This window comes from Ensifer adhaerens (assembly GCF_028993555.1).
Classification (GTDB): Bacteria; Pseudomonadota; Alphaproteobacteria; order Rhizobiales; family Rhizobiaceae; genus Ensifer; species Ensifer adhaerens_I.
This window is the reverse complement of sequence record NZ_CP118611.1, coordinates 651078-671463: the sequence shown is the minus strand read 5'-3', so window position 1 is coordinate 671463 and position 20386 is coordinate 651078. Positions and strand designations below refer to the sequence as shown.

Below are 20386 nucleotides of genomic sequence, written 5' to 3'. Positions count from 1 at the left end.
ATCTTCGTTGTAGTATTCCGTTAGTACCTGCTCGCGCGCCTGCCCTGCTAAGCTCCTCCCATTGGTTTTGGGAGGAACAGATGTCAGCTTCGAAAATTCTGATGATTACCGGTGACTTCACCGAGGACTATGAAACGATGGTCCCGTTTCAGACCTTGCTTGCCTGCGGGTACACCGTCCATGCCGCCTGCCCCGGCAAGAAAGCCGGAGAGACGGTCGCGACCGCCATCCATGATTTCGAGGGCGACCAGACCTATTCGGAAAAGCGCGGCCACAATTTCGCGCTCAACGCCACCTTCTCCAGCATTCGCGCCGAAGACTATGATGCGCTTGTCATCCCCGGCGGCCGCGCCCCGGAGTATCTGCGCCTCAACCCCGATGTCATCAAGGCGGTGCAGCATTTCTTCGAAGCCGGAAAGCCGGTGGCGGCCATCTGCCACGGCGCCCAGCTTCTTGCCGCGGCCGGCGTGCTGAAGGGGCGCACGTGCTCGGCCTATCCCGCCTGCCGCCCGGAAGTCGAACTCGCCGGCGGCATCTATGCCGATATCGCGATCGACGATGCGGTCTCGGACGGCAACCTCGTCACCGCACCCGCCTGGCCGGCGCATCCTTCGTGGCTGCGCCAGTTCATGGCTGTGCTCGACGCCTCCGCCCTGCTACAAACGGACGCCGCCTGAGGAAGCGGACAAGGGAGGTTCGCGATGTGCGAGTTGTTCATAAAGGCTGACGCAAGGCTCTGGGAAAGCACGAGCCGTTCGCTTCGCGTCGATGGCATGGTGACAAGCGTCCGGCTGGAGAATTTCTTCTGGACCAAGCTCGAGGAGATCGCCCACCGCGATCGTATGAACGTCACGCAGTTGATAACCAAGCTGCATCACGAGTCCATCGATGCCGGCCATGACCTTGGAAACTTCACGTCGTTCCTGCGGGTCTGCTGCGCGCGCTATCTCGACCTTCAACTGACCGGTGACATCCCGTCGGATGTCAGCCAACCGATCGCCGGCCTGAACGCTCCGGCGATCCTCATTCGCGAGCAGGAGAAATACCACTGAGCCAGCGGCCCTCGTCAGTCGAGGGCCGCAAAACACCACCGCACCCTCCGCCGGCTCGCGAGAAGCGGCTGAGGTCATTGCGGTGCGTCAGCGTTCTCGTTGCGAGTACCAGGCCGGCTGCAACGCTGTAGCTGGTCGCCTTTTAGACATTGGCTTGCCGCTGCGCGGCCTTGGCGTGACGCCGCCGATCTCGTGCCAGGTCCCGCTTGTCGCGACCGTCAGAACCGCCTGGAGGCAGAGCGCCGCCCCTGAAGAGAACTGCCACCAAAGCCGCACTCGGTTCCGCTTACATCGTTACGGAAGCATTCCGTTCGAAACACCGGGCGCTCTTCGGGCGCAAGCTGGTAGCGCAGCAAACCCTGGGCGCAGCCCGTGCCAAGCGGAAATCGGGCACCCCGCCCCTCCCGGTCGGCCGTTTCGGCAACCTCTCACCACCTCTTCAATTTCCGATTCGGCAACTTCTGGAAGAATTCGCGCCTAAAACAGGACATTTTAGACAAAAATTTCCATAGACGACTGAAATATTCTTGACACAATTCCGTTTCGGAAATTTACTCGGTTCACGAAGGCCGAAATGGAAACGGTGATGACCCAACGCTACCTCGTCGATGATCTGGACCGAGAGATTATCCGTTATCTTTCCGAAGACGGGCGCCTTTCGGCCGCCGAGATCGCCGGCCGGATCGGCAGCGTCTCGGAGCGCACGATCCGCAACCGCATCGCCGGCTTGCTGCAGGAAAAGATGATCGTCATTGGCGCCATTCCTGATCCAGTCGCGCTCGGACGCGACGTACAGGTCGAGCTTCTGATCGAGGTCGAGCCCGGCAAGCAGGAGGCGGTCGCCATCCTGCTCGCCGAGTATGACGAGATCGGCTACCTCGCCGCCACGAGCGGCACGGCGAACCTCAGCGCTTCGCTGTTCGTTGCCAACCACGCGGCATTGCTCGAATTCATCGATCAGGAGCTGGGCAAACTGCCAGGCGTCAAGCGCGTTACGAGCTCGGTCGTGCTGCGCCTCTACAAGGTATTCGGCACGAGGACGACCGCGATCAGCCGCGGTACGGACCTCGGCGGCAAGAAAAAGGGATAAACCATGCTTCGTATTGGAGTGGATGTCGGCGGAACCAATACGGACGCGGCGCTGCTGCGCGGCGCCGAGGTTCTGGCCACGGTAAAATCCTCGACCACCGCGGATGTGACGTCGGGCGTCAGCGCGGCGATCCGCACCGTGTTGGCCGAAGCAGGTGTTGCTGCCGGCGCGGTCAATGCGGTGATGATCGGCACCACGCACTTCCTCAATGCCATCGTCGAGGGGCGGCATCTTGAAAAGGTCGGCGTGCTCAGGCTGTGCGGCGCGGCGACGCGTTCGCTGCCGCCCATGATCGACTGGCCGGACACCCTTCGCCCGATTGTCGACGGCGGTGCTGCCCTGGTTGGCGGCGGCGTCAACTATGACGGTTCGGAGATTGCGCCGCTCGACGACCTGGCAATCCGCGCGGCGTGCCGGGATTGGCAGGCGCGAGGCATCTCCGCGATCGCGATCTGCTCGGTCTTCGCCCTGGTCGACCCGAAAATGGAAAACGACGCGGCGGAAATCGTTGCCGAGGAAATGCCGGGCGCGGCAATCAGCCTGTCGCACCGCGTCGGCCGCACCGGCCTCCTGCCCCGCGAAAATGCAACCATTCTCAACGCGAGCCTCCACACGCTCGGACGCGAGACGGTCGGCGCCTTCCGCGCGGCTTTCGCCGCCCTCGGCCTCACCTGCCCGCTTTACCTGACACAGAACGACGGCACGCTGATGGCGGCCGAATTTGCCGAACGTTATCCGGTCTTCACGATCGCGTCCGGACCGACCAACTCCATGCGTGGTGCGGCCTTTCTGACCGGGCTCTCCGATGCTGCGGTCATCGATATCGGCGGCACCACCACCGATATCGGCATGCTGGTCGCCGGCTTCCCGCGCACCCGCAGCGAGGGCGCTGAGATCGGCGGCGTGCCGACCAATTTCCGCGTTCCAGACGTCTACTCTTTCGGCCTTGGTGGCGGCAGCATCGTGCGCCCCGGTCCGTCTTCGACAATCGGCCCGGATTCGGTCGGTTTCCGCCTACCGGAAAAGGCCCTCTGCTTCGGCGGCGACACGCTGACGGCGACCGATATCGCCGTTGCTGCAGGCCTCGTCGACCTTGGCGAGCGCGGCCGCCTCAGCCGCATCACGCCGGAATTTGCGCAGCAGATGCTGGCGCAGATGAAGGCCAGCATCGAGACGGTGCTCGACCGCATGAAGCCAAGCGCCGATCCGATCCCCGCCATTCTTGTCGGTGGCGGTTCGGTGCTGGTCGAGGGGCTGCTCGACGGAACCTCCGTTTCGCTGAAGCCTGATCATTTCGGCTCTGCCAACGCCATCGGCGCGGCAATCGCGCAGGTGTCCGGCGAGGTGGACAGCGTGGTTTCGCTGGAAGGCACCACGCGGGAAATCGCACTGGAATCCATCGTCGCCGAGGCACGGGCACGCGCCGTCGAAGCCGGCGCGGATGCCGATACGACTACCCTTGCCGAAATTGAGGAAACGCCGCTGGCTTACCTGCCCGGCAATGCCGTTCGCGTCGCCGCGAAAGTGATTGGGGAGTTGCGGGCATGAAGTACTGGACGCTCAGCGAAGCGGATATCGATCGCATCGCCATCGGCTGCGGCATTCTGGGAACCGGCGGCGGCGGCAGCACCTATCACGGCCTGCTGCGCGCCAAGGCGCTCCTGCGTGAAGGCAAGCGCATTCGCATGGTGCGCCCGGCCGACATGGCGCCGGATGCCCAGATCCTGGGTCTCGGCGGTATCGGCGCCCCGACGGTGGGTATCGAAAAGATCCCCGAAGGCAGCGAGGGCGTCCGGCTTCTGAACGCGCTCGAGCGGCATCTCGGCCGCAAGGTCGATGCGCTGCTCGGCGACGAAGTCGGCGGCGGCAACGGTATTGCGCCGATGCTGACGGCAGCGATGGTCGACCTGCCTGTGGTGGATGCCGACGGCATGGGCCGGGCCTTCCCGGAAGTGCAGATGACGACCTTCTTCATCCACGGCCAGGCCGTGCAGCCGGCGGCCCTTGCAGACGCCGACGGCAACGTGCTTGTCGTCACCGACGCGACGACGCCGAAGATGCTGGAGAAGCTGCTGCGGGCCAGCACCATTGCCATGGGATGCACGGCGCTGATGACGACGGCGCCGATGTCGGGCGAATTCGTGCGCCGTTTCGGCGTGCCCCACACCACCAGCCAGGCCTGGAGCCTCGGGGATGCGGTGATGAACGCGCGGGCGGCCAAGGAGGACCCGGTCGAAGCCATCCTGAAGCAATCCGGCGGCGTGCGCCTGATGCGTGGCAAGGTGACCGATATCAGCCGCCGCGTCATGGCGGGGTTCACTCGCGGCAAGCTCACCGTTGCGGGCCTCGACGCAGACGCAGGCCGCACGCTCACCGTCGACATCCAGAACGAATACCTGATCGCGCGCGAAGGCGACGAGATCATCACCATGGTTCCGGACCTGATCTGCATCGTGGATTCGGAAACCGGTCGGGCGATCGGCACGGAAGAGCTGCGCTACGGCCTGCGCATCGACGTGCTGTCCATGCCTGCACCGGTGCTGCTGCGCAGCGAGATCGCGCTCGCCTCCGTCGGCCCGCGTGCCTTTGGTTACGATTTCGACTTCGTGCCGATGGGCGTGTCTGCGGATGCGCCTGCCGTACCCCATTACAAAGAAGACGCCTAAGCGTCCGCCCCTCCAGAACTCGATTGGGAGCCCGACATGAACCGCCGCAATTTCTTGAAAACCGCCGCCCTCACTGCTCTCGCTACAGCCGCCGCATCGCATTGGAATTTTGCCATGGCTGAGGGCACCAGCAGCATCTTCACGCTCGCCTATCCGACGAGCTTCCCGGACCTTGATCCGGCCACCTCGTTTTCCAACGATGGTGCAGTGCTCGCCAATGTCTACGAGGGATTGACGCGCTACATTCCCGCGACCGACAAGGCCGAAGCGAGGATCGACCCCCTGCTCGCCACCTCCTGGGAGGTGAGCGCCGACGGCAAGACCTGGACCTTCACGCTTCGTGAAGGCGTGAAGTTCCACGACGGCACGCCGCTGACCTCGCAGGCGGTGAAGGGCTCGATCGAGCGGACGAAGAAGATCGGCGGCGGCGCGTCCTTCATCTGGGGCCCGGTCTCCTCCATCGAAACGCCGGAACCTCTGAAAGTGGTCTTCCTGCTCTCCGAGCCGCAGCCACTGGACCTTATCGCGTCGGCCGGCTTCGCCGCCTGGATCTATGCCCCTTCCTCGCACGACAAGGAAACCACCTGGTTCAACGCCGGCAACGATGCAGGGACCGGGGCGTTCAAGGTTTCGCGCTATGAGCCCGGCCAGCGCGCCGTTCTCGACCGGGCCGAAGGCTATTGGGGCAAGGTGCCAGACGGCGCCTTCCAGACGATCTCGTTCGAGATCGTCGAGGATGCGACGCTCGCTCAAAACATGATCGAGAGCGGCCAGGCCGACTGGACCTACAGCCTCCCTTACGAAAATCTCGAGGCGTTGAAGTCCAATCCCGATCTGAACGTGGTCGTGAACCCTTCGTTCGAAACGCTGTTCGGCCTCTACAATGTCAAGCGGGCGCCGCTCGACAAGGTCAAGGTGCGTCAAGCCCTGTCGCTCGCCTTTCCCTATGACGACGTGATTTCCGCGGGAACGAGCGGGTTTGGCACCCGCGCCAAGGGCGTCGTCCCGGCCGGCATCTGGGGCCACGATGCCAATGCGCCCATCCCGAAGACCGATCTGGAAGCGGCAAAGGCACTGCTTGCCGAAGAGGGCGTCGAGCCCGGCCTGGAACTGGTCATGACCTATTCCACGTCCCAGGCGATCGAGGCAGTTGCAGGCGAACTCTGGAAGGCCAATCTGGAGACGCTCGGCATCACGCTGAAACTCCAGCCGATGGCATGGGAAGCGCAATGGCAGCTCGGCAAATCGAACCCAGAAGCGGCGCAGGACATTTTCGTCATGTTCTGGTGGCCAACCTTCGTCACCCCCTACGACTACCTCTTCAACCTGTTCCACAGCGAAGAGAAGCCGAACTTCAATCTCGGCTACTATTCCAATCCAGAGGTGGACGCCAAGATCGATGAAGCGGCGAAGCTCTCGGGCACGGATCGCCCGCGCGCCGAGGCGCTGTTTATCGAGGCGCAACGCAAGATCATCGAGGATGCTGCAGCCATCTTCATGCTCGACCAACCGAACGTCCACATCATCCGCGCCGACATCAAGGGCTACGCCGACAATCCGGCCTACGGTCACATCGCCTTTGTCAACGATCTGAGCCGGTAGGGCACGCGGGGGGTCTGATGGAACTTCTACGCTACATCCTGCGCCGCACGTTTCTCTCCGCCTTCGTGTTGGTGGGCGTGACCTTCCTGGTCTTCGTGGTGGCACAGGTCGTTCCGTCGGACCCCGCAGCCCTTTATGCGGGCCCGCGTCCCACGGCCGAGCAAATCGAGAAGGCGCGCCAGGAACTCAATCTCGACGCGCCACTTCCTGCCCGCTTCGCAACGTTCGCCGGTGCCATGGCCTCTGCCGATTTCGGCATCTCCTACAAGTCCAGGCGTCTTATCTCAGACGATCTCAGGGCCTATCTTCCGGCCACCCTGGAGCTCGCCATCTTTTCAACCGGCCTTGCGCTGCTGATCGGCATTCCATTTGGCGTCATCGCCGCGGCACGGCAAGGTGGTTGGGCCGACAGGTTCTGCAGTTTCGGCTCGATCGCGGCCGTCGCCATGCCGACCTTTTTCCTGGCCATGATCCTGCAGCTCATCTTTGCGCAATGGCTGGGCATCCTGCCGCTCTCCGGGCGACTTTCGAGAGAAATCGCGATCTCAACACCGCTGCCGATGGTGACCGGTTTCAACTTGATCGACGCGCTCATCGCCGGTCGCCTCGACGCATTCGGCGACGCTATGACGCATTTGATCCTGCCGGCTTTGACGCTCGCGTCCTACCCCGCCGGCGTCGCCATGCGGCTGACCCGCTCGGCGATGATTGAGATCCTCGAGCGCCGGCATATCGTTGCTGCCCGCGCCCTTGGCCTTTCCGAACCGCGTATCCTCTTCGGTCACGCGCTGCCGAATGCGATGGGACCGGCGCTGACGGTCATCGGCCTCTCCTTCGCCTATGCCCTGACCGGCGCGGTACTCATCGAGATCATCTTTGCCTGGCCGGGTCTCGGTCGGTATGTATCGGAAGCGATCCTTGCCAAGGACTTTCCAGTCATCGCTGCCGTCACCATGGTCGTGACCATCTGCTATGTCATGATGAACCTGCTGATCGACATCACCCAGGCCCTGGTAGACCCGCGGGTGGCGCTGTCATGAAGAAGCTCATCCAACGCCTCGGCTGGCCCGGCACCGTCGCACTTTTCATCATCCTCGTCTTCGTGCTCGTTGCGCTTCTGGCGCCATGGATCGCGCCCTACCCCTTGCAGGGGGCCGGCGGCCCCAATGTCGCCGCTAAGCTCTCACCGCCCTCCGCTAACTACTGGCTGGGAACCGACCATCTTGGCCGCGACATTCTGAGCCGCATTATCTACGGGACCCGGGTTTCGCTGACGAACGGCATGCTGATCGTCGCCTTCTCGTTGCTGATCGGCCTGCCGATCGGCCTTGCTGCCGGCTACTTCGGCGGCTGGATCGATGAAGCGCTGATGCGCGGTACCGACGTCTTCCTCGCCTTCCCTGCTCTGTTGCTGGCGGTGCTGATGGCTGCCGCCCTCGGACCGGGATTTCTGAACAGTGTCATCGCCGTGGCTGTCACCTGGTGGCCATGGTATGCGCGGCTCGCCCGAGCGGAGGTTCTGGTGCTGCGCGGGCAGCCCTATGTCGAGGCAGCGCAACTCTCCGGCGTCTCGCATTGGCGCATCATCCTGCGCCACATCCTGCCGGCGACCGGCAGGCCGCTGACGGTGCAGGCGGCACTCGATGTCGGGCCCGCCCTTCTCACGGCGGCCGCCCTCTCCTTCCTCGGCCTCGGCGTGCTGCCGCCGATCGCAGACTGGGGCCAGATGGTCGATGCCGGTCGAAAGTTCTTCCCTGCGCGCTGGTGGTATTCGGCGATGCCGGGCCTCACAATCTTTGTCATCGCGCTCGCCTTCAGCGTGCTCGGCGATGCGTTGCGCGACCGCAAGGGAGGGACTGACCGTGCCTCTGCTTGATATCCGCAATCTCTCGGTCAGCATCCCGACATCAGAGGGCGACGTTCACGCGGTGCGTGCCGTCAGCCTTGAGATCGAGCGCGGCGAGATCCACGGCGTCATCGGCGAGTCCGGCTGTGGCAAGACCATGACCGGGATGGCGGCACTCGGCCTTGCCCCGAAGGGCGCTCGTATCGTCGCCGACCGGTTCCATTTCGACGGCGAGGACCTTCGGGAGCATGCGGTCCGCTTGCGCGGCCGGCGGATCGGAATGATCGCCCAGGATCCGGCCGCCGCCCTCAATCCCGTGCTCAGCATCGCCACGCAGATGGACGATGTGATCCGCGCCCATCGAGACCGGCCGCACCGGTCCCGTCGGCTAGAGGCGATCGATCTGCTCGCCGCAACGGGGCTGCCCGATCCGGAAAAAGTGCTGTGCAGCTATCCGCACCAGCTTTCGGGCGGCATGCAGCAGCGTGTGGTCATTGCCCAGGCGCTGGCGACCGGCGCCGACTTCCTGATCGCCGACGAACCGACCACGGCGCTCGACGTCTCGGTGGGCGCGCAAGTCTTGGCTTTGTTACGCAAGCTGGTGACGGAACGCGGGCTCACCGTGCTGATGATCACCCACGATATGGACGTGATCGCCGAGGCTTGCGATCGCGCGACCGTCCTCTATGCAGGCCGCTCCGTCGAGACCGGCCCGGTCGACGCCGTGTTGCGACGTCCCGGCCATCCCTACACCCGCGCCTTGCTCGCTGCATTGCCCGACGCCGCACCGCACGGCGCACGGCTTGCCGCCATCGAGGGCTCCATACCAGCGCCGCGCTCGGCGATCGCCGGCTGCGCCTTTGCGCCCCGATGTCCCCAGGCGCTTCCGGTTTGCGCAGACACGCCACCGCCGGAGCGCAACCGAGCCGCGCATCGCTGGCTATGCCATCTGCCGGAGCACGCTGCATGACCACGCCCCCGATACTCGACGTCGATAACCTCGTTATCCGCTATCGCGCGGGCCTCTTCGCGGCTCGCCCAAAGCCTGCAGTCGACGGTGCGAGCTTCCGTTTGGCCAAGGGCGAGACCCTCGGCATCGTCGGCGAAAGCGGTTCCGGCAAGACAAGCCTCCTGCGCGCCATCCTTCGGCTCCTCCCGGTGGAAAGCGGTCAGGTCCGGCTTGAAGGCCAGGACTGGTTGGCGCTGAGGGGCAGTGCGTTGCGCCGCGAACGCCAGAAGATCGGGGTCGTGCTGCAGAACCCGTTCCTGTCGCTGAGCCCGAGACTGACGATCGCCGATATCCTTGCCGAGCCGATCCTGGCACAAGGCGGCAGGCAAGGCCCGGCCATGCGCAAGAAGATCGCGAACCTGCTGTCGGACTGCGGGCTGCCGGCTGATTTCCTCGACCGGCGCGCAGGCGAACTCTCCGGTGGCCAGGCGCAGCGCGTGGCGATCGCCCGTGCGTTGGCGCTTGAGCCGAACCTCCTGATCCTCGACGAGCCGACATCCGCGCTCGACGTCTCGGTGCAGGCGCAGATCCTCAATCTGCTCTCGGATCTGAAGGAACGACATGGACTGTCGATGCTCTTCGTCACCCATAACCTGAAGGTCGTGGCGCACGTCTCCGACACGCTTCTGGTCATGCGGCGCGGCAATGTCATCGAGTTCGGAAAAACCAAAGACGTAATCGGTTCGCCGGCCGATCCCTATACACGCGAACTGCTTTCGTTCGGGCGACGTGAAAGGCCTGCCTGAGTTGGGCCAGCTTCGCGCTAACGCCGAAGTGTCCGAGCACGTTTCGTTTCCGGAGATCGGTACAGGCGCCGCAGAACATCCGCCGACCCAATCCTACTGCACGAACGGCGGCCACCCTGCGGTGACCGCCGTTGCTATTGGCTGCCGTGCCGACCGATCGGCTACTTCGTGACCGTCAGCATGGCATGCATACCCGCCTCGAAGTGTCCCTTGATGTTGCAGAGCAAAACATAGGAGCCTGGCGCAAGCTTGGCCCTCATCTGGCCATCGGCACCCGGCTTCAGGTCAGACACCTCACCAAGACTTTTCAGCTGCTTTTCGTTGACGCGATGCTTGGCTGCGACGACATCGATCTTCTGGTCGGCCGATTTCAGCTTGATCAGCACCATCTCGTGCTCTTCTGTCATAGCGTCGTTGTGGACCACAAAGGTCGTCTCACCGGCCTTGATGGTCGATTGGTCAAGTGTCAGGGTCATCGAACCGCCAGCCTCGCCGCTCTCGACAACTCTGACGGTCGTCGCGGCAAACGCAGGCGACGCCAGACAGATCAAAGTAAGCACTGCTAGCTTGTTTCGGGTGAACCGCATTTTCAAGTTTCCCTTTTTGCTGACGTTACTGGCGAAATGCGCCGTGTCGAGGGACTGAGTGGCATCGCTGCCGGTGGATTTTTCCTTGTGCCAGGAGCAATCGCGCGCTCAGACCCAGCCTTCTAGCGGGGACCCGCAACCGGCAAAGCGCTGCGGTCCCGACGCCGTTCTATGCGATGCACCCTGTCCATCAGCTGTCTTGCGGCAGTTCTACGACGTCGACAGGCGCCTGAGCGACGGCGTGACACGTCGTCGGCTGGCTGGACGTCGCTTTCGGCGGCTACCTTCAGGACAAACTGGGCGGGTCGATAGCGCTTGTGACCAGATCTGCCTGATTAGCGCCGGCCACCACCACCACGACCTCCACCGCCGCCGCGCATAGCGCCCCCACCACCACCGCGGCCGCCACCACCGCCGCCGCGGATAGCTGCCCCCCCACCGCCACGCCCGCCACCGCTGTGGAAGCCGCCGCGGTTGCCACCCTGAAAGCCGCCGCCGCGATAGCCGCCGCCACCGTCAAAGCCTTGGAAATTGCGGCCGGACTCCTGATAGAGCCGGCCATAGTTGCGGCTGAGCTCATTCTGGTTGCCGAACTGTCGCCCGGCACGGTCGAAGGAAAGATGATCCGGTGCCCGCTGACGAACCTGCTGGTTGCGGCGTGGCGCTGGCCGCGTCTCGACCCTGTTCTGTATGCGTTGCGTGGCCTGTGGCCTGTTGGATGCTGCACGCTGACCCGCATTTCTGAGGTTCTCTCCCTCCGGTCGCTGAACAGGCTGCCAGCCATCCGGTGTGTGCTTCTGCCACTGCCCGTCCTGGCGGCGATAGACGCTACCGTCGCGGCCGGCATAGACATCGCCGCCCTTGCTGCCGACGATAAAGCCCTTGTTGCCTTCCGTGTTGCGCCAGCGCAGACCGCCGGCGCTGCCCGTTGTTCCGCCGCTGATACGCGCGAATTCTCCACCGTGCTTGACGGCAACGCTGCCCCAGGAACCGTAGACATTCTGCCCGCCGCGCGCGACCGCTGCATTGCCGGTGCGTGGATTGTAGGCGGCGATGAAGCCCCGTTCGCCGCCAGGTCCTGCCACAGCACCAGCACGGAACCGGGTCCCGGTGGCGGGATTATAGGCCGCACCAAACGCCAAACCCCTCTCGGGACCGTAGGCGTAGCCATAGCGGCCGAAGGTTCCGTAGGCCGGGTTGTACGAAGCGCCAAACCCATAGCTGATCGGAGGCGGATAATAGGGCCAATCGTCGTCGTAGTAGTCCCAATAGGGCGGATAATACCAACCCGAACCCCAGACGACGGTATCCCACGCGAGATACGTATAGAGGTAGCCGAGGGTATAGCCGTACCAGACGGCGTCCGGTTCCGTGTCGTAGACGCGGACATAGGTGGCGTTATAGACCGGAGAAGACGACGGAATGCCATAGATCTCATCGGCGACCGCGCGCGCAACCGCGAAAGGCCCGGTCGGCGTATCGCCGACAAACCAGATGCCGTCCTTGAGGACGAAATACTTGTCCGCCACCTTGATCACCTGCTCGTTCGCGTTGACGGCATAGAACAGGGACGTGCCTTCGATCGGCTCGAACTTCGGCTCGCCATTATAGTGTACGTCAACCTTCAACGACCCATCGGTCGAAACCCGCGCAAGCTTCGGAATGCTTGCCCTCAGACGCGCCATTGCGCTTTCGGAGGTGCCGGGGACCGAGGCACGCACTGCTGAGTAGGAGGCGTCTTCGGGCAAATTCAGGAAATCGTCCGGAAGATCGGGAGTGGCAAAACTCCAGGGGCCGTCAAGCGAGGCCGACGAAAACCACCTCCCCGACAGAAGGGTGTACCAATTCTTGCTGGCCCTATGGAAGAAGATCGAGCTGGTCGTATTGGAAACCCAATCAAGGCCAGTACCTGCCACCGGTTCGAGTGCCGGTTTCCCTTCAAAAATCAAGAGCTCCGCTGGCTTCTCCGAATAGAAAACCTTCGGGATCTCGTTCTCGTTGAAACGCGTTGGCGGAAGGGCAGCCTTTACCCCCTTCCAGTTCTCGATGTCAGGCAGTTTGGAAAACAGATCCGGAAGCGTCTCTGCCTCAACCCAACCGGTCTCCAATGTCTTCGAGGTGAGCCAGTTCTTGTCGCTTCGCAGATAGTAGTCGCCCGACTGCTCCACCTTAAACAGATCCCAGTTCGTATTGACCACGAACGACAGGCCCTCAACGCCCTTGACCGGCGCCGATACCGCCTTGCCGTCCGTCTGCAACAGGATTGATGGTGTCTCGCTGACAAAGATCGGCGGCGGATCAGCCTTGATAGCCGGGGCATCTGCAAGCCGCTCGAAATCCGCAAGGCTTGCGGCCAGGCGTTGCTGTGACACGACGATCGGATCGGTAGGAACAAGCTTTCCGATCTCGAGCGCCAGATTTGCAAGCTGCTCGCGGTCCAGCGACGAGAAATCGAGCCGCGTGGTTTTCACATCCGTCAGCGTGACGTTTTCAGTTGCTTCGTCAGCTACGGTCTTGGCTGAAAGCCCGATGATCCCGTAGATGGGCTTCGCATCGGCGGACGATTTGAGTTCGGTGGCAACCAGAGCCTCGAGCTCCTTGAAGTCCTTCCAGGATGTTATCTGCGGCTGAAAGAGCGTGATCGTGGCGCCCTTGTCGGTGTTGAACACCCTTGGCCAGGCTGGCGCGGTGGCGTCTGACTGGTTGAGATATTTGCCCGCAACGAAGCCATTTGCGCCAGAATAGCTCACGGCACACCAGGAGGCTTCTGCATCACACTCCTTGATATCGACTTCCTCGCCCTGAGGAATAACGCGTATTGCGTCAAATCCGGTGCCCGGGCCCACCCTGAAATTCACATTTGCCGTCAAGACGGCGGGATCAGCAAAAGCAAAGGTGGAGAAGAACGAAGCGATAGTTAGGTACGCAAAAATTCTGCGCATGACCACTTTCCCTCACTGGGGACCCGGTGTGTTCGCAGTCCTTGTCAGCTGGAAGTGCCACTGGAAACGGGCGCCGCCACAAGGACGTCTCGAATTCGCAGGCCATTGGTATCGTTCAGTATCAGGATCATTGCACATTCGATGACGAGTGCAACTGATCCGTTGCCAACTTCTAATTAGGCCGCCCATTGAACGACGCGCTCCCGCCACCTGAATGGCTGGCCCCATCAGGGTGGCCGCTGGATATCTTGATCCATGATGAAAGGCACTGTCGCCGGCACCGCGTTTCGCCTGGAGGCGTCGAGCTGCGAGATGTCTTTCCTCATCCCGCAACGCCGCCGTCAGATGGCTGAAACCGTGGGCGGAGCGGAGGCCAGTTCCTGTTGTCTTGCAACTCCGACGAGCCATTTGTGGAACTTCTGCCCAAACGGCTTTTCGAGCGCGGCTCTGTCCCAGGCTAGATAATAGCTTTCCGGTAGCTGCAGGCGAAGGTCGAAGGGCACCAACAGAGCTCCTGACGCAATCTCATCCTTGATCATGGAAACCTGCGCGAGAACAAATCCCCTGCCGTTCACCGCCGCATCGATGGCACTGCTCGACAAGGTGAAGGAAAGGCCAGAGAACGTCTTGCCACCATCTGCGTGCACCAGCGCGGCCCAATCCCGCCATTGCGGGGAAGCCTTATAGTCCGCCTCCCATTCCACATTGAGGAGCGGAAACTTCAGAACATCGTGCGGCGTTTCGAGGATGTGGCCGGCGATCAGCGCGGGCGAGCAAGCCGGCACCATCCAGTCCGTAAACAGCTTGGCCACGTGTTCGTGCACGTGCGATCGCCGCCCGTAAGTGATGCGGAAATCCACCTGCTCGATACCGATACGAGGTTCCTGCTCCTGACCGAGAATGCGTACGCTCGATTCCGGACAGAGCGATTGCCAGTCGAAGATCTTGCGATTGACCCACTTGTTTGCGACCGACGTCAGGGCGCTCAGAACGATGCTGGTCTCGTTCCTGGCGCGGGTAAGAACGTTGGCCGCATGGGAAAGCTGCTGAAATCCTTTCGCGACTTCGCGGTAATACAGCCGCCCCCATGAGGACAGTTCAACCCGCCGCCCGCGCCGCTCCAGCAGCGTCAAGCCAAGACATTGCTCCAGGTTTCGGACCAGTTGGCTGACAGCACCGGGCGAAACGCCGAGGTCTTCCGCGGCGGCACTGACAGAGCCACATCGACCGATTGCCTCAAAGGCCTGCAAGCCCCGCAAGGACGGGTTCGGCATCTCAAAATTCTCCTCAACCTGCCACTCCAATTTAGATTTTCTAAAAAAGAACGCAGGCGCTGGCAACTTGTTGGCACGAAGAAAACGTCGAACATTCGCTTAACAAAACGCAAGGAGAGCGAAATGTTTCTCAAGAATGCCTGGTATGTTGCCGCCTGGGACCACGAGATCGGCCGCGCGCTGAAACCGCTCACGATACTCGGCGAAAACATCGTCCTTTACCGCAAGCAGGACGGTCAGGCCGCAGCGCTTGAGGATGCCTGTCCCCATCGGAAATTGCCGCTCTCCATGGGGCGCATCAAGGGAGACGACGTGGAATGCGGCTACCACGGCCTCACCTTCGACTGTTCTGGGACCTGCACGCGGGTGCCAGGCGCCGAGCGCATCCCGCACGTCGCCAAGGTGCGCTCCTATCCGGTGCATGAACGCTACGGTTTGCTGTGGATCTGGATGGGTGATGCCGACCAGGCGGATCCGAAGGATATCTTCGAAGTCGAGCATTTCGACGACCCCGCCTGGGGCATCAATCGCGGCGAGTCGATGACGCTCAACTGCAACTACCTCTACATGACAGATAACCTGCTCGACCCGTCCCACGTCGCCTGGGTCCACCAGTCGTCCTTTGCAAGTTCGGCCTGCGAGGAGACACCGCTCGAGACGACCGTGAAGGACGATGGCGTCACCGTCTGGCGCTGGATGGTCGACTCCGAACCGGCCCCGTTCTACGCGCCCTTCCTGCAGTTCGAGGGCAACACGGATCGCAAGCAGCACTATGAAGTGCGCTATCCGAGTAACGCGATCATCAAGGCGATTTTCGCGCCAGCCCACACGGGTGGCGAAGGCCGTTCGCTTCCTGAGAACACCTTCCTCATGGACAGCTACAACTTCATGACCCCGGTCGATGAGAACCGGACCAAGTACTACTGGTTCCAGATGCGCAACTTCGCGCCCGATGACGAGAAGGTATCGGCGAGCTTCGCCAAATCCGTACGCGGCGCCTTTGAAGAAGACCGCGTGGTCCTGGAGGCGGTCCACCATGGAATGGCCAGCATGCAGACGCCGAACCTCGACCTGAAGATCGATGTCGGTCCGATGCGCTTCCGGCGCAAATTGGCTCAGCTGATTGCCGCAGAAACACAGGTCGATCCGGCGAGCGCGGCCGCAGAATAGGGTTTGATCCGGATGCTAGATGCCACGGCTTCACGTTTCCGTCCCTTCGAAGTCGTATCGAAGGTGCGCGAAAGCACCACCATCACGTCGTTCCGTCTCACCCCACTCGAACGTCACCATTGGCAGTCGTTCGAGCCGGGACAGTTCCTGACGATCCGTGTTCCCGACGGCAAAGGCGGACATGTCCTGCGCAACTACACGGTCTCCTCCTCCCCGCGCGAGGAGGGAACCTATCGGATCACGGTGAAGCGTGAGGCGGCGCCCGCGCAAGGCGTGCCCGAGGGATTGAGCTCCTGCTGGCTACACGACGAGATCGAGCCCGGCGCCGTTGTCGAGATCGACCCGCCACGCGGTGCATTCAAACTCGACAGCAGGAGTTCCCGCCCCGTCGTTCTCCTCTCTGGTGGCGTCGGACTGACACCAACGGTCTCGATGCTCAATATCCTGGCGCGGGAAAGCGACCGCCCGGTCTGGTTCATCCATGCCTGCGACAGTGCGGCTGTGCATGCGCTGCGCGAAGAGGTCGAAAATCTCGCGGCGTTGCGTTCCGGCATTACCATCCATTTCTGCTACCGCTTTGCCGAAGGCGCAGATCTGGAGGCAGCCCGCTGCCACTCGGCTGGCTTCCTGACGCGCGCCACACTTCAGAGCCTTCTGCCGCTCGACGACTACGACATCTACATGTGCGGGCCGCCACCCTTCATGCAGGCGCTCTTTGGCATTCTCACCGGCATTGGGGTGCGCAAGGAACGCATCGCCTATGAATTTTTCGGGCCAGCGAGCCTGTTGTCGGAGTCTGGGCAGACGACGGCGCGCCCCACGACGACGACCGCCGCGCAGCCAGCGGTCGATGCCGATGGCCCGCGCATCGTTTTAAAGAAATCGGGCCACAGTTTCGCGTGGGATGCAACAAGCGAATCCCTCCTCGCCTTCCTGGAGGCGCAGGGGATCGAGCCCGAATTCTCGTGCCGGGCCGGCGTTTGCAGAACCTGTGAACAGGGTCTCGTCTCAGGCGAGGTCGACTACTTCGAGGACCCTCTCGACGATCTGCCGCCCGACCGGGTGCTGTTGTGCTGCTCCAGACCGAGATCCTCGATCGTTCTCGATCTCTGACCGCTCAAAAGGGTGCCGTTTCAACCAGATGACCAAGCCGTGAAGGAAGATCCGTGACGAAACCGCTTCATACCGAGATCCCGCTCAATCCGCATGTGGCCGGCCTGCCAGCCTACAATGCCGGCATGAACATTGCTGCCGCACGGCAGCACAGCGGTCGGCACGACATCGCGGCCCTCGCCAGCAACGAGAACCCGCATGGCTGTTCGCCGCGCGTCGCAGCAGCGCTGGCGAACCTCGATCCCTCACGCTACTGCGACCCCGCCTGCACAACGCTGCGTGCGGCGCTCAGCCAGAAGCTCGGCATTTCCGTTGATCGCATCGTCGCCGGTAACGGCTCGGAAGAAATGATTGCCGCAGTCTGTCGCGCCGTCCTAAGGCCCGGCGCCGTCGTTGGCACGGTCTGTCCCGGCTTCGGACTTCACGAAATCGAGGCTCTGGCCAACGGCGCCAAAGTGGAGAAGGTTGCCATGCGGGCGGACCTGGACTTCGACATACCGGCGATCCTCGCCATGCTTGAGCGTGCGCCGGCGATCTTCTTCCTTTCCTCCCCTTCCAATCCCGTTGGCCCGGCGCTCGACCGCGCGAGCCTCCAGCGCGTTCTGGCGGCGGTCGGGCCGCAAACGCTCCTTGTACTGGACGAGGCCTACTTCGAATTCACGAACGGCGACATGCCCGACGGTCTCGCCACGCTCTCCGCCACAAACCTTTCCTGGGTAGTGTTGCGAACGTTCTCCAAGGCCTACGGGCTCGCCGGGCTGCGCGTCGGCTACGCGGTACTATCAGATCCACGGCTCGCGAGAGCAGTAACGGCGGCCAAGACACCGTTCAACGTCAACGTTGCCGCACAGGTCGCCGCCGTTGCCGCGCTGGAAGACGAGACATGGATGTCCTCTTCCGTTAACGCGCTGAAACTGGAGCGCGCGCGCGTTGCCGACAAGGTCGCCGCCATGGGACTTTCCGCAGCGAGGTCGCAGACAAACTTCCTGTTTATCGACGTTGGTCGGGACAGCCAGGCGGCCATGGAGCACTTCCTAACGCGCGGCATCATCGTCAAGCCATGGAAAGAGAAGGGCTACGGCACTTTCATCCGCGTAACGATCGGCACGCCGACGGAGAACGACCGCTTTCTCGACGCGCTTCGCGCCTTTGCCAAGGGGTGAAGCCCGCGGCCTCCCCCAACCCTCACACATAACAAAGGGGCGCGCAAAGCCCTGCGGGAACGAACAATGAGCGCAGACGCAAGTCTCTACACGATAAACCGGGAGTCCAGCCGTATGTCCCCATCAACGCCAGCTGGCCTTTTTGCCGGCGATTTCCCGGTCCTGCGCGCCCGGTTTCTCTCCGCTGCGCGCACCGCTGGGGCCAGTCTGGTCGAATATCTGCATCCGCTGCATGGCCCGAACGGCGAGCGCCTCGCGACCGACGTCGCCTATCTCGGACGCAACGATGCCAAGAAGCTCCTGGTGCTTGTCTCCGGCACGCATGGCGTCGAAGGCCCCTTCGGTTCGGCCTGCCAGACCGCCTGGCTTTCACAGAATTCGCCCTGGCAGCTTCCCGACGACACCGCCGTCCTGGCGATCCACCTCATCAACCCATGGGGTACCGCCTGGACGCGCCGGGTGAACGAAGACAACGTCGACCTGAACCGCAATTTTATCGACTGGCAGAAGGGCCCACCGAAAAACGAACGCTATGCCGCCCTGCACGGCGCCCTCGTCTGTCGCGCCTGGGAGGGCCCGGAGCGCGATGCCGCAGCACAAGCCTTCGAGGCCGCGAAACAACAGGTCGGTGGCTATGCCGGCATCGCCCCGATCGTGGAAGCCGGGCAATACGACTTCCCGGATGGCCTGTTCTACGGCGGCGACGGTCCCGTCTGGTCCAACCGGACGCTCATCGAGATCCTGTCGACGTTCGCGCAGCAAGCCGCCGAGGTGGTCGTGTTCGACCTGCACACGGGCGCTGGCCCATACGGCTACCCTGCACTCCTCTCCGTTGCAGAGAGTGATCACGCAGGCCTCGATTGGGGACGCCGCATCTTTGGTCCCGCGTTGTCGATCGTCGTTACCGGCGAGAACGCCACGACGGATACCGGCATTGCCGCGACTGCCACCGGCTATGTCTCGGCAGCCGTGCGAGGCGCGCTGCCGAAGGCGCGCGTCCTGCCACTGGTCGTCGAATGTGGCACGCTGGACGGCTCAGCCGTCTCGGATGCTGTCCAGGCAGACAACTGGCTTCACCTGTTCGGCAAGATCGATAGCCCGCATGGCGACAGGATCAAGAAGGACCTGCGCGCCGCCTTCATCCCTGAAGACGCTGACTGGCAGCGCACCTGTCTTGAGGCATCGCTGCGCCACTTCGACCGCGCTTTTGCCGACCTCAAGTCGGTCGGCGGCGCGGGCGCCGAACGGCCCGTCCCTGCAGCACCGGTTGTGACCGTCGTCGCCCACCCGGAAACGGGCGGCCCGAGACTGGCTGAAAGGCCGGCCATAGAAGTGCACGACATCCACAAGCGCTTCGGCCTCCTCTCCGTGCTCAACGGTGTCAGCGTCTCTGCGCAGCCGGGAGAAGTCGTGTCGATGATCGGCTCCTCCGGTTCGGGCAAGAGCACCTTCCTGCGCTGCATCAATCTGCTCGAACAACCGAACGACGGGCGCATCATCATCGACGGTGAAGAAATCCGCATGAAGAAGACGGCGGACGGCAGTGCTGCGCCGGCCGATATGCGGCAGGTCGAGCGCATCCGCTCGCGCGTCGGCATGGTGTTCCAGAGCTTCAACCTCTGGCCACACATGACGGTTCTCGAAAATATCATCGAAGCGCCGCTGCACGTCTTGAAGGACGAGCGCAAGGCCGCCGTCGACCACGCCCATGCGCTCCTGAAGAAAGTTGGGCTCACCGACAAGCACGCGCAGTATCCCGGTCAGCTGTCCGGCGGTCAGCAACAGCGTGCCGCGATTGCCCGCACGCTCGCCATGCGCCCCAAGCTCATCCTTCTGGACGAGCCGACCTCGGCGCTTGATCCCGAGCTCGTCGGTGAGGTGCTGCGCGTCATCCGGCAACTGGCCGAAGAAGGAAATACGATGATCCTCGTCACGCACGAAATGCAGTTCGCGCGCGAGGTCTCACACAAGATCCTCTTCCTCCACCAGGGAAAGGTGGAGGAACAGGGTAGCCCGGCGGATGTCTTCACCAACCCGCGCTCCGAGCGCATGCGTCAGTTCCTGGCCCGAACGCTCTGACATCCCGCCTAAATCACCCGTCCGGGGTCGTCTCCGGACGAGAGCCA

17 protein-coding genes are annotated in these 20386 nt (G+C 62.8%); 14 read left to right on the top strand and 3 right to left on the bottom strand.

Annotation, left to right across the window (positions count from 1 at the left end):
* Positions 1-80 precede the first annotated feature (80 nt).
* From PWG15_RS23440 to PWG15_RS23395, 10 genes are all read left to right on the top strand, one after another.
* Entirely contained in the window at positions 81-677 is a 597-nt protein-coding gene (locus PWG15_RS23440; protein ID WP_275026433.1) for a DJ-1/PfpI family protein, read from the top strand.
* Between the two features lie 24 nt (positions 678-701).
* Positions 702-1052 carry a ribbon-helix-helix domain-containing protein gene (locus tag PWG15_RS23435; protein WP_275026431.1) on the top strand — a complete coding sequence of 117 codons (351 nt, stop codon included), beginning with the start codon at positions 702-704 and terminating at the stop codon, positions 1050-1052.
* 586 nt (positions 1053-1638) lie between these two features.
* Positions 1639-2142, top strand: coding sequence for an Lrp/AsnC family transcriptional regulator (locus PWG15_RS23430; protein WP_275026430.1), 504 nt, complete (start codon positions 1639-1641; stop codon positions 2140-2142).
* A gap of 3 nt (positions 2143-2145) precedes the next feature.
* Positions 2146-3690, top strand: a complete 1545-nt coding sequence (locus PWG15_RS23425; protein ID WP_275026428.1) for a hydantoinase/oxoprolinase N-terminal domain-containing protein — start codon at positions 2146-2148, stop codon at positions 3688-3690.
* A complete protein-coding gene (locus PWG15_RS23420) occupies positions 3687-4808 on the top strand; it encodes a DUF917 domain-containing protein (RefSeq protein ID WP_275026426.1) in 1122 nt (373 codons plus the stop codon). The genes PWG15_RS23425 and PWG15_RS23420 overlap by 4 nt, the downstream gene beginning before the upstream one ends.
* Positions 4809-4844: 36 nt before the next feature.
* Positions 4845-6410, top strand: coding sequence for an ABC transporter substrate-binding protein (locus PWG15_RS23415; RefSeq protein ID WP_275026424.1), 1566 nt, complete (start codon positions 4845-4847; stop codon positions 6408-6410).
* A gap of 17 nt (positions 6411-6427) precedes the next feature.
* On the top strand, positions 6428-7450 hold the full coding sequence (locus PWG15_RS23410) for an ABC transporter permease (RefSeq protein WP_275026423.1): 1023 nt from the start codon (positions 6428-6430) through the stop codon (positions 7448-7450).
* On the top strand, positions 7447-8286 hold the full coding sequence (locus tag PWG15_RS23405; protein ID WP_275026421.1) for an ABC transporter permease: 840 nt from the start codon (positions 7447-7449) through the stop codon (positions 8284-8286). The genes PWG15_RS23410 and PWG15_RS23405 overlap by 4 nt, the downstream gene beginning before the upstream one ends.
* Positions 8273-9226, top strand: coding sequence for an ABC transporter ATP-binding protein (locus PWG15_RS23400; RefSeq protein ID WP_275026420.1), 954 nt, complete (start codon positions 8273-8275; stop codon positions 9224-9226). Before PWG15_RS23405 ends, PWG15_RS23400 begins: the two co-directional genes overlap by 14 nt.
* Complete coding sequence (locus PWG15_RS23395) at positions 9223-10011, top strand: ABC transporter ATP-binding protein (protein WP_275026418.1); 789 nt, start codon at positions 9223-9225, stop codon at positions 10009-10011. Before PWG15_RS23400 ends, PWG15_RS23395 begins: the two co-directional genes overlap by 4 nt.
* 161 nt (positions 10012-10172) lie before the next feature.
* Here the strand turns inward: PWG15_RS23395 and PWG15_RS23390 are convergent, their stop codons facing one another.
* The 3 genes from PWG15_RS23390 to PWG15_RS23380 all read right to left on the bottom strand — a co-directional run bounded on the left by PWG15_RS23390 (position 10173) and on the right by PWG15_RS23380 (position 14814).
* Positions 10173-10598: a plastocyanin/azurin family copper-binding protein gene (locus PWG15_RS23390; protein WP_275026416.1), complete on the bottom strand. Its 426-nt coding sequence runs from the start codon at positions 10596-10598 to the stop codon at positions 10173-10175.
* Positions 10599-10933: 335 nt separating this feature from the next.
* The gene (locus PWG15_RS23385) at positions 10934-13540 is read right to left on the bottom strand and encodes an SH3 domain-containing protein (RefSeq protein WP_275026415.1); all 2607 of its coding nucleotides are present in this window, start codon (positions 13538-13540) and stop codon (positions 10934-10936) included.
* A gap of 341 nt (positions 13541-13881) precedes the next feature.
* The gene (locus PWG15_RS23380; protein WP_275027180.1) at positions 13882-14814 is read right to left on the bottom strand and encodes a LysR family transcriptional regulator; all 933 of its coding nucleotides are present in this window, start codon (positions 14812-14814) and stop codon (positions 13882-13884) included.
* 123 nt (positions 14815-14937) lie between these two features.
* On the opposite strand from PWG15_RS23380, the gene PWG15_RS23375 reads away from it, so the two are divergent.
* The 4 genes from PWG15_RS23375 to PWG15_RS23360 all read left to right on the top strand — a co-directional run bounded on the left by PWG15_RS23375 (position 14938) and on the right by PWG15_RS23360 (position 20339).
* The gene (locus PWG15_RS23375) at positions 14938-15984 is read left to right on the top strand and encodes an aromatic ring-hydroxylating dioxygenase subunit alpha (protein WP_275026414.1); all 1047 of its coding nucleotides are present in this window, start codon (positions 14938-14940) and stop codon (positions 15982-15984) included.
* A 12-nt stretch (positions 15985-15996) separates the two neighbouring features.
* A complete protein-coding gene (locus tag PWG15_RS23370) occupies positions 15997-17097 on the top strand; it encodes an FAD-binding oxidoreductase (RefSeq protein WP_275026413.1) in 1101 nt (366 codons plus the stop codon).
* Positions 17098-17222: 125 nt separating this feature from the next.
* Positions 17223-18260 (top strand): histidinol-phosphate transaminase, encoded by a 1038-nt coding sequence (hisC, locus tag PWG15_RS23365; RefSeq protein ID WP_275027179.1) that lies wholly within the window; start codon positions 17223-17225, stop codon positions 18258-18260.
* 114 nt (positions 18261-18374) lie between these two features.
* On the top strand, positions 18375-20339 hold the full coding sequence (locus PWG15_RS23360) for a DUF2817 domain-containing protein (protein WP_275026410.1): 1965 nt from the start codon (positions 18375-18377) through the stop codon (positions 20337-20339).
* Positions 20340-20386: the final 47 nt, after the last annotated feature.

Coding starts and splice junctions, on each gene's coding strand:
- PWG15_RS23440 (WP_275026433.1), top strand. CDS start 81: ATGTCAGCTTCGAAAATTCTGATGATTACCGGTGACTTCACCGAGGAC.
- PWG15_RS23435 (WP_275026431.1), top strand. CDS start 702: ATGTGCGAGTTGTTCATAAAGGCTGACGCAAGGCTCTGGGAAAGCACG.
- PWG15_RS23430 (WP_275026430.1), top strand. CDS start 1,639: ATGACCCAACGCTACCTCGTCGATGATCTGGACCGAGAGATTATCCGT.
- PWG15_RS23425 (WP_275026428.1), top strand. CDS start 2,146: ATGCTTCGTATTGGAGTGGATGTCGGCGGAACCAATACGGACGCGGCG.
- PWG15_RS23420 (WP_275026426.1), top strand. CDS start 3,687: ATGAAGTACTGGACGCTCAGCGAAGCGGATATCGATCGCATCGCCATC.
- PWG15_RS23415 (WP_275026424.1), top strand. CDS start 4,845: ATGAACCGCCGCAATTTCTTGAAAACCGCCGCCCTCACTGCTCTCGCT.
- PWG15_RS23410 (WP_275026423.1), top strand. CDS start 6,428: ATGGAACTTCTACGCTACATCCTGCGCCGCACGTTTCTCTCCGCCTTC.
- PWG15_RS23405 (WP_275026421.1), top strand. CDS start 7,447: ATGAAGAAGCTCATCCAACGCCTCGGCTGGCCCGGCACCGTCGCACTT.
- PWG15_RS23395 (WP_275026418.1), top strand. CDS start 9,223: ATGACCACGCCCCCGATACTCGACGTCGATAACCTCGTTATCCGCTAT.
- PWG15_RS23390 (WP_275026416.1), bottom strand. CDS start 10,598: ATGCGGTTCACCCGAAACAAGCTAGCAGTGCTTACTTTGATCTGTCTG.
- PWG15_RS23385 (WP_275026415.1), bottom strand. CDS start 13,540: ATGCGCAGAATTTTTGCGTACCTAACTATCGCTTCGTTCTTCTCCACC.
- PWG15_RS23380 (WP_275027180.1), bottom strand. CDS start 14,814: ATGCCGAACCCGTCCTTGCGGGGCTTGCAGGCCTTTGAGGCAATCGGT.
- PWG15_RS23375 (WP_275026414.1), top strand. CDS start 14,938: ATGTTTCTCAAGAATGCCTGGTATGTTGCCGCCTGGGACCACGAGATC.
- PWG15_RS23370 (WP_275026413.1), top strand. CDS start 15,997: ATGCTAGATGCCACGGCTTCACGTTTCCGTCCCTTCGAAGTCGTATCG.
- hisC (WP_275027179.1), top strand. CDS start 17,223: ATGAACATTGCTGCCGCACGGCAGCACAGCGGTCGGCACGACATCGCG.
- PWG15_RS23360 (WP_275026410.1), top strand. CDS start 18,375: ATGTCCCCATCAACGCCAGCTGGCCTTTTTGCCGGCGATTTCCCGGTC.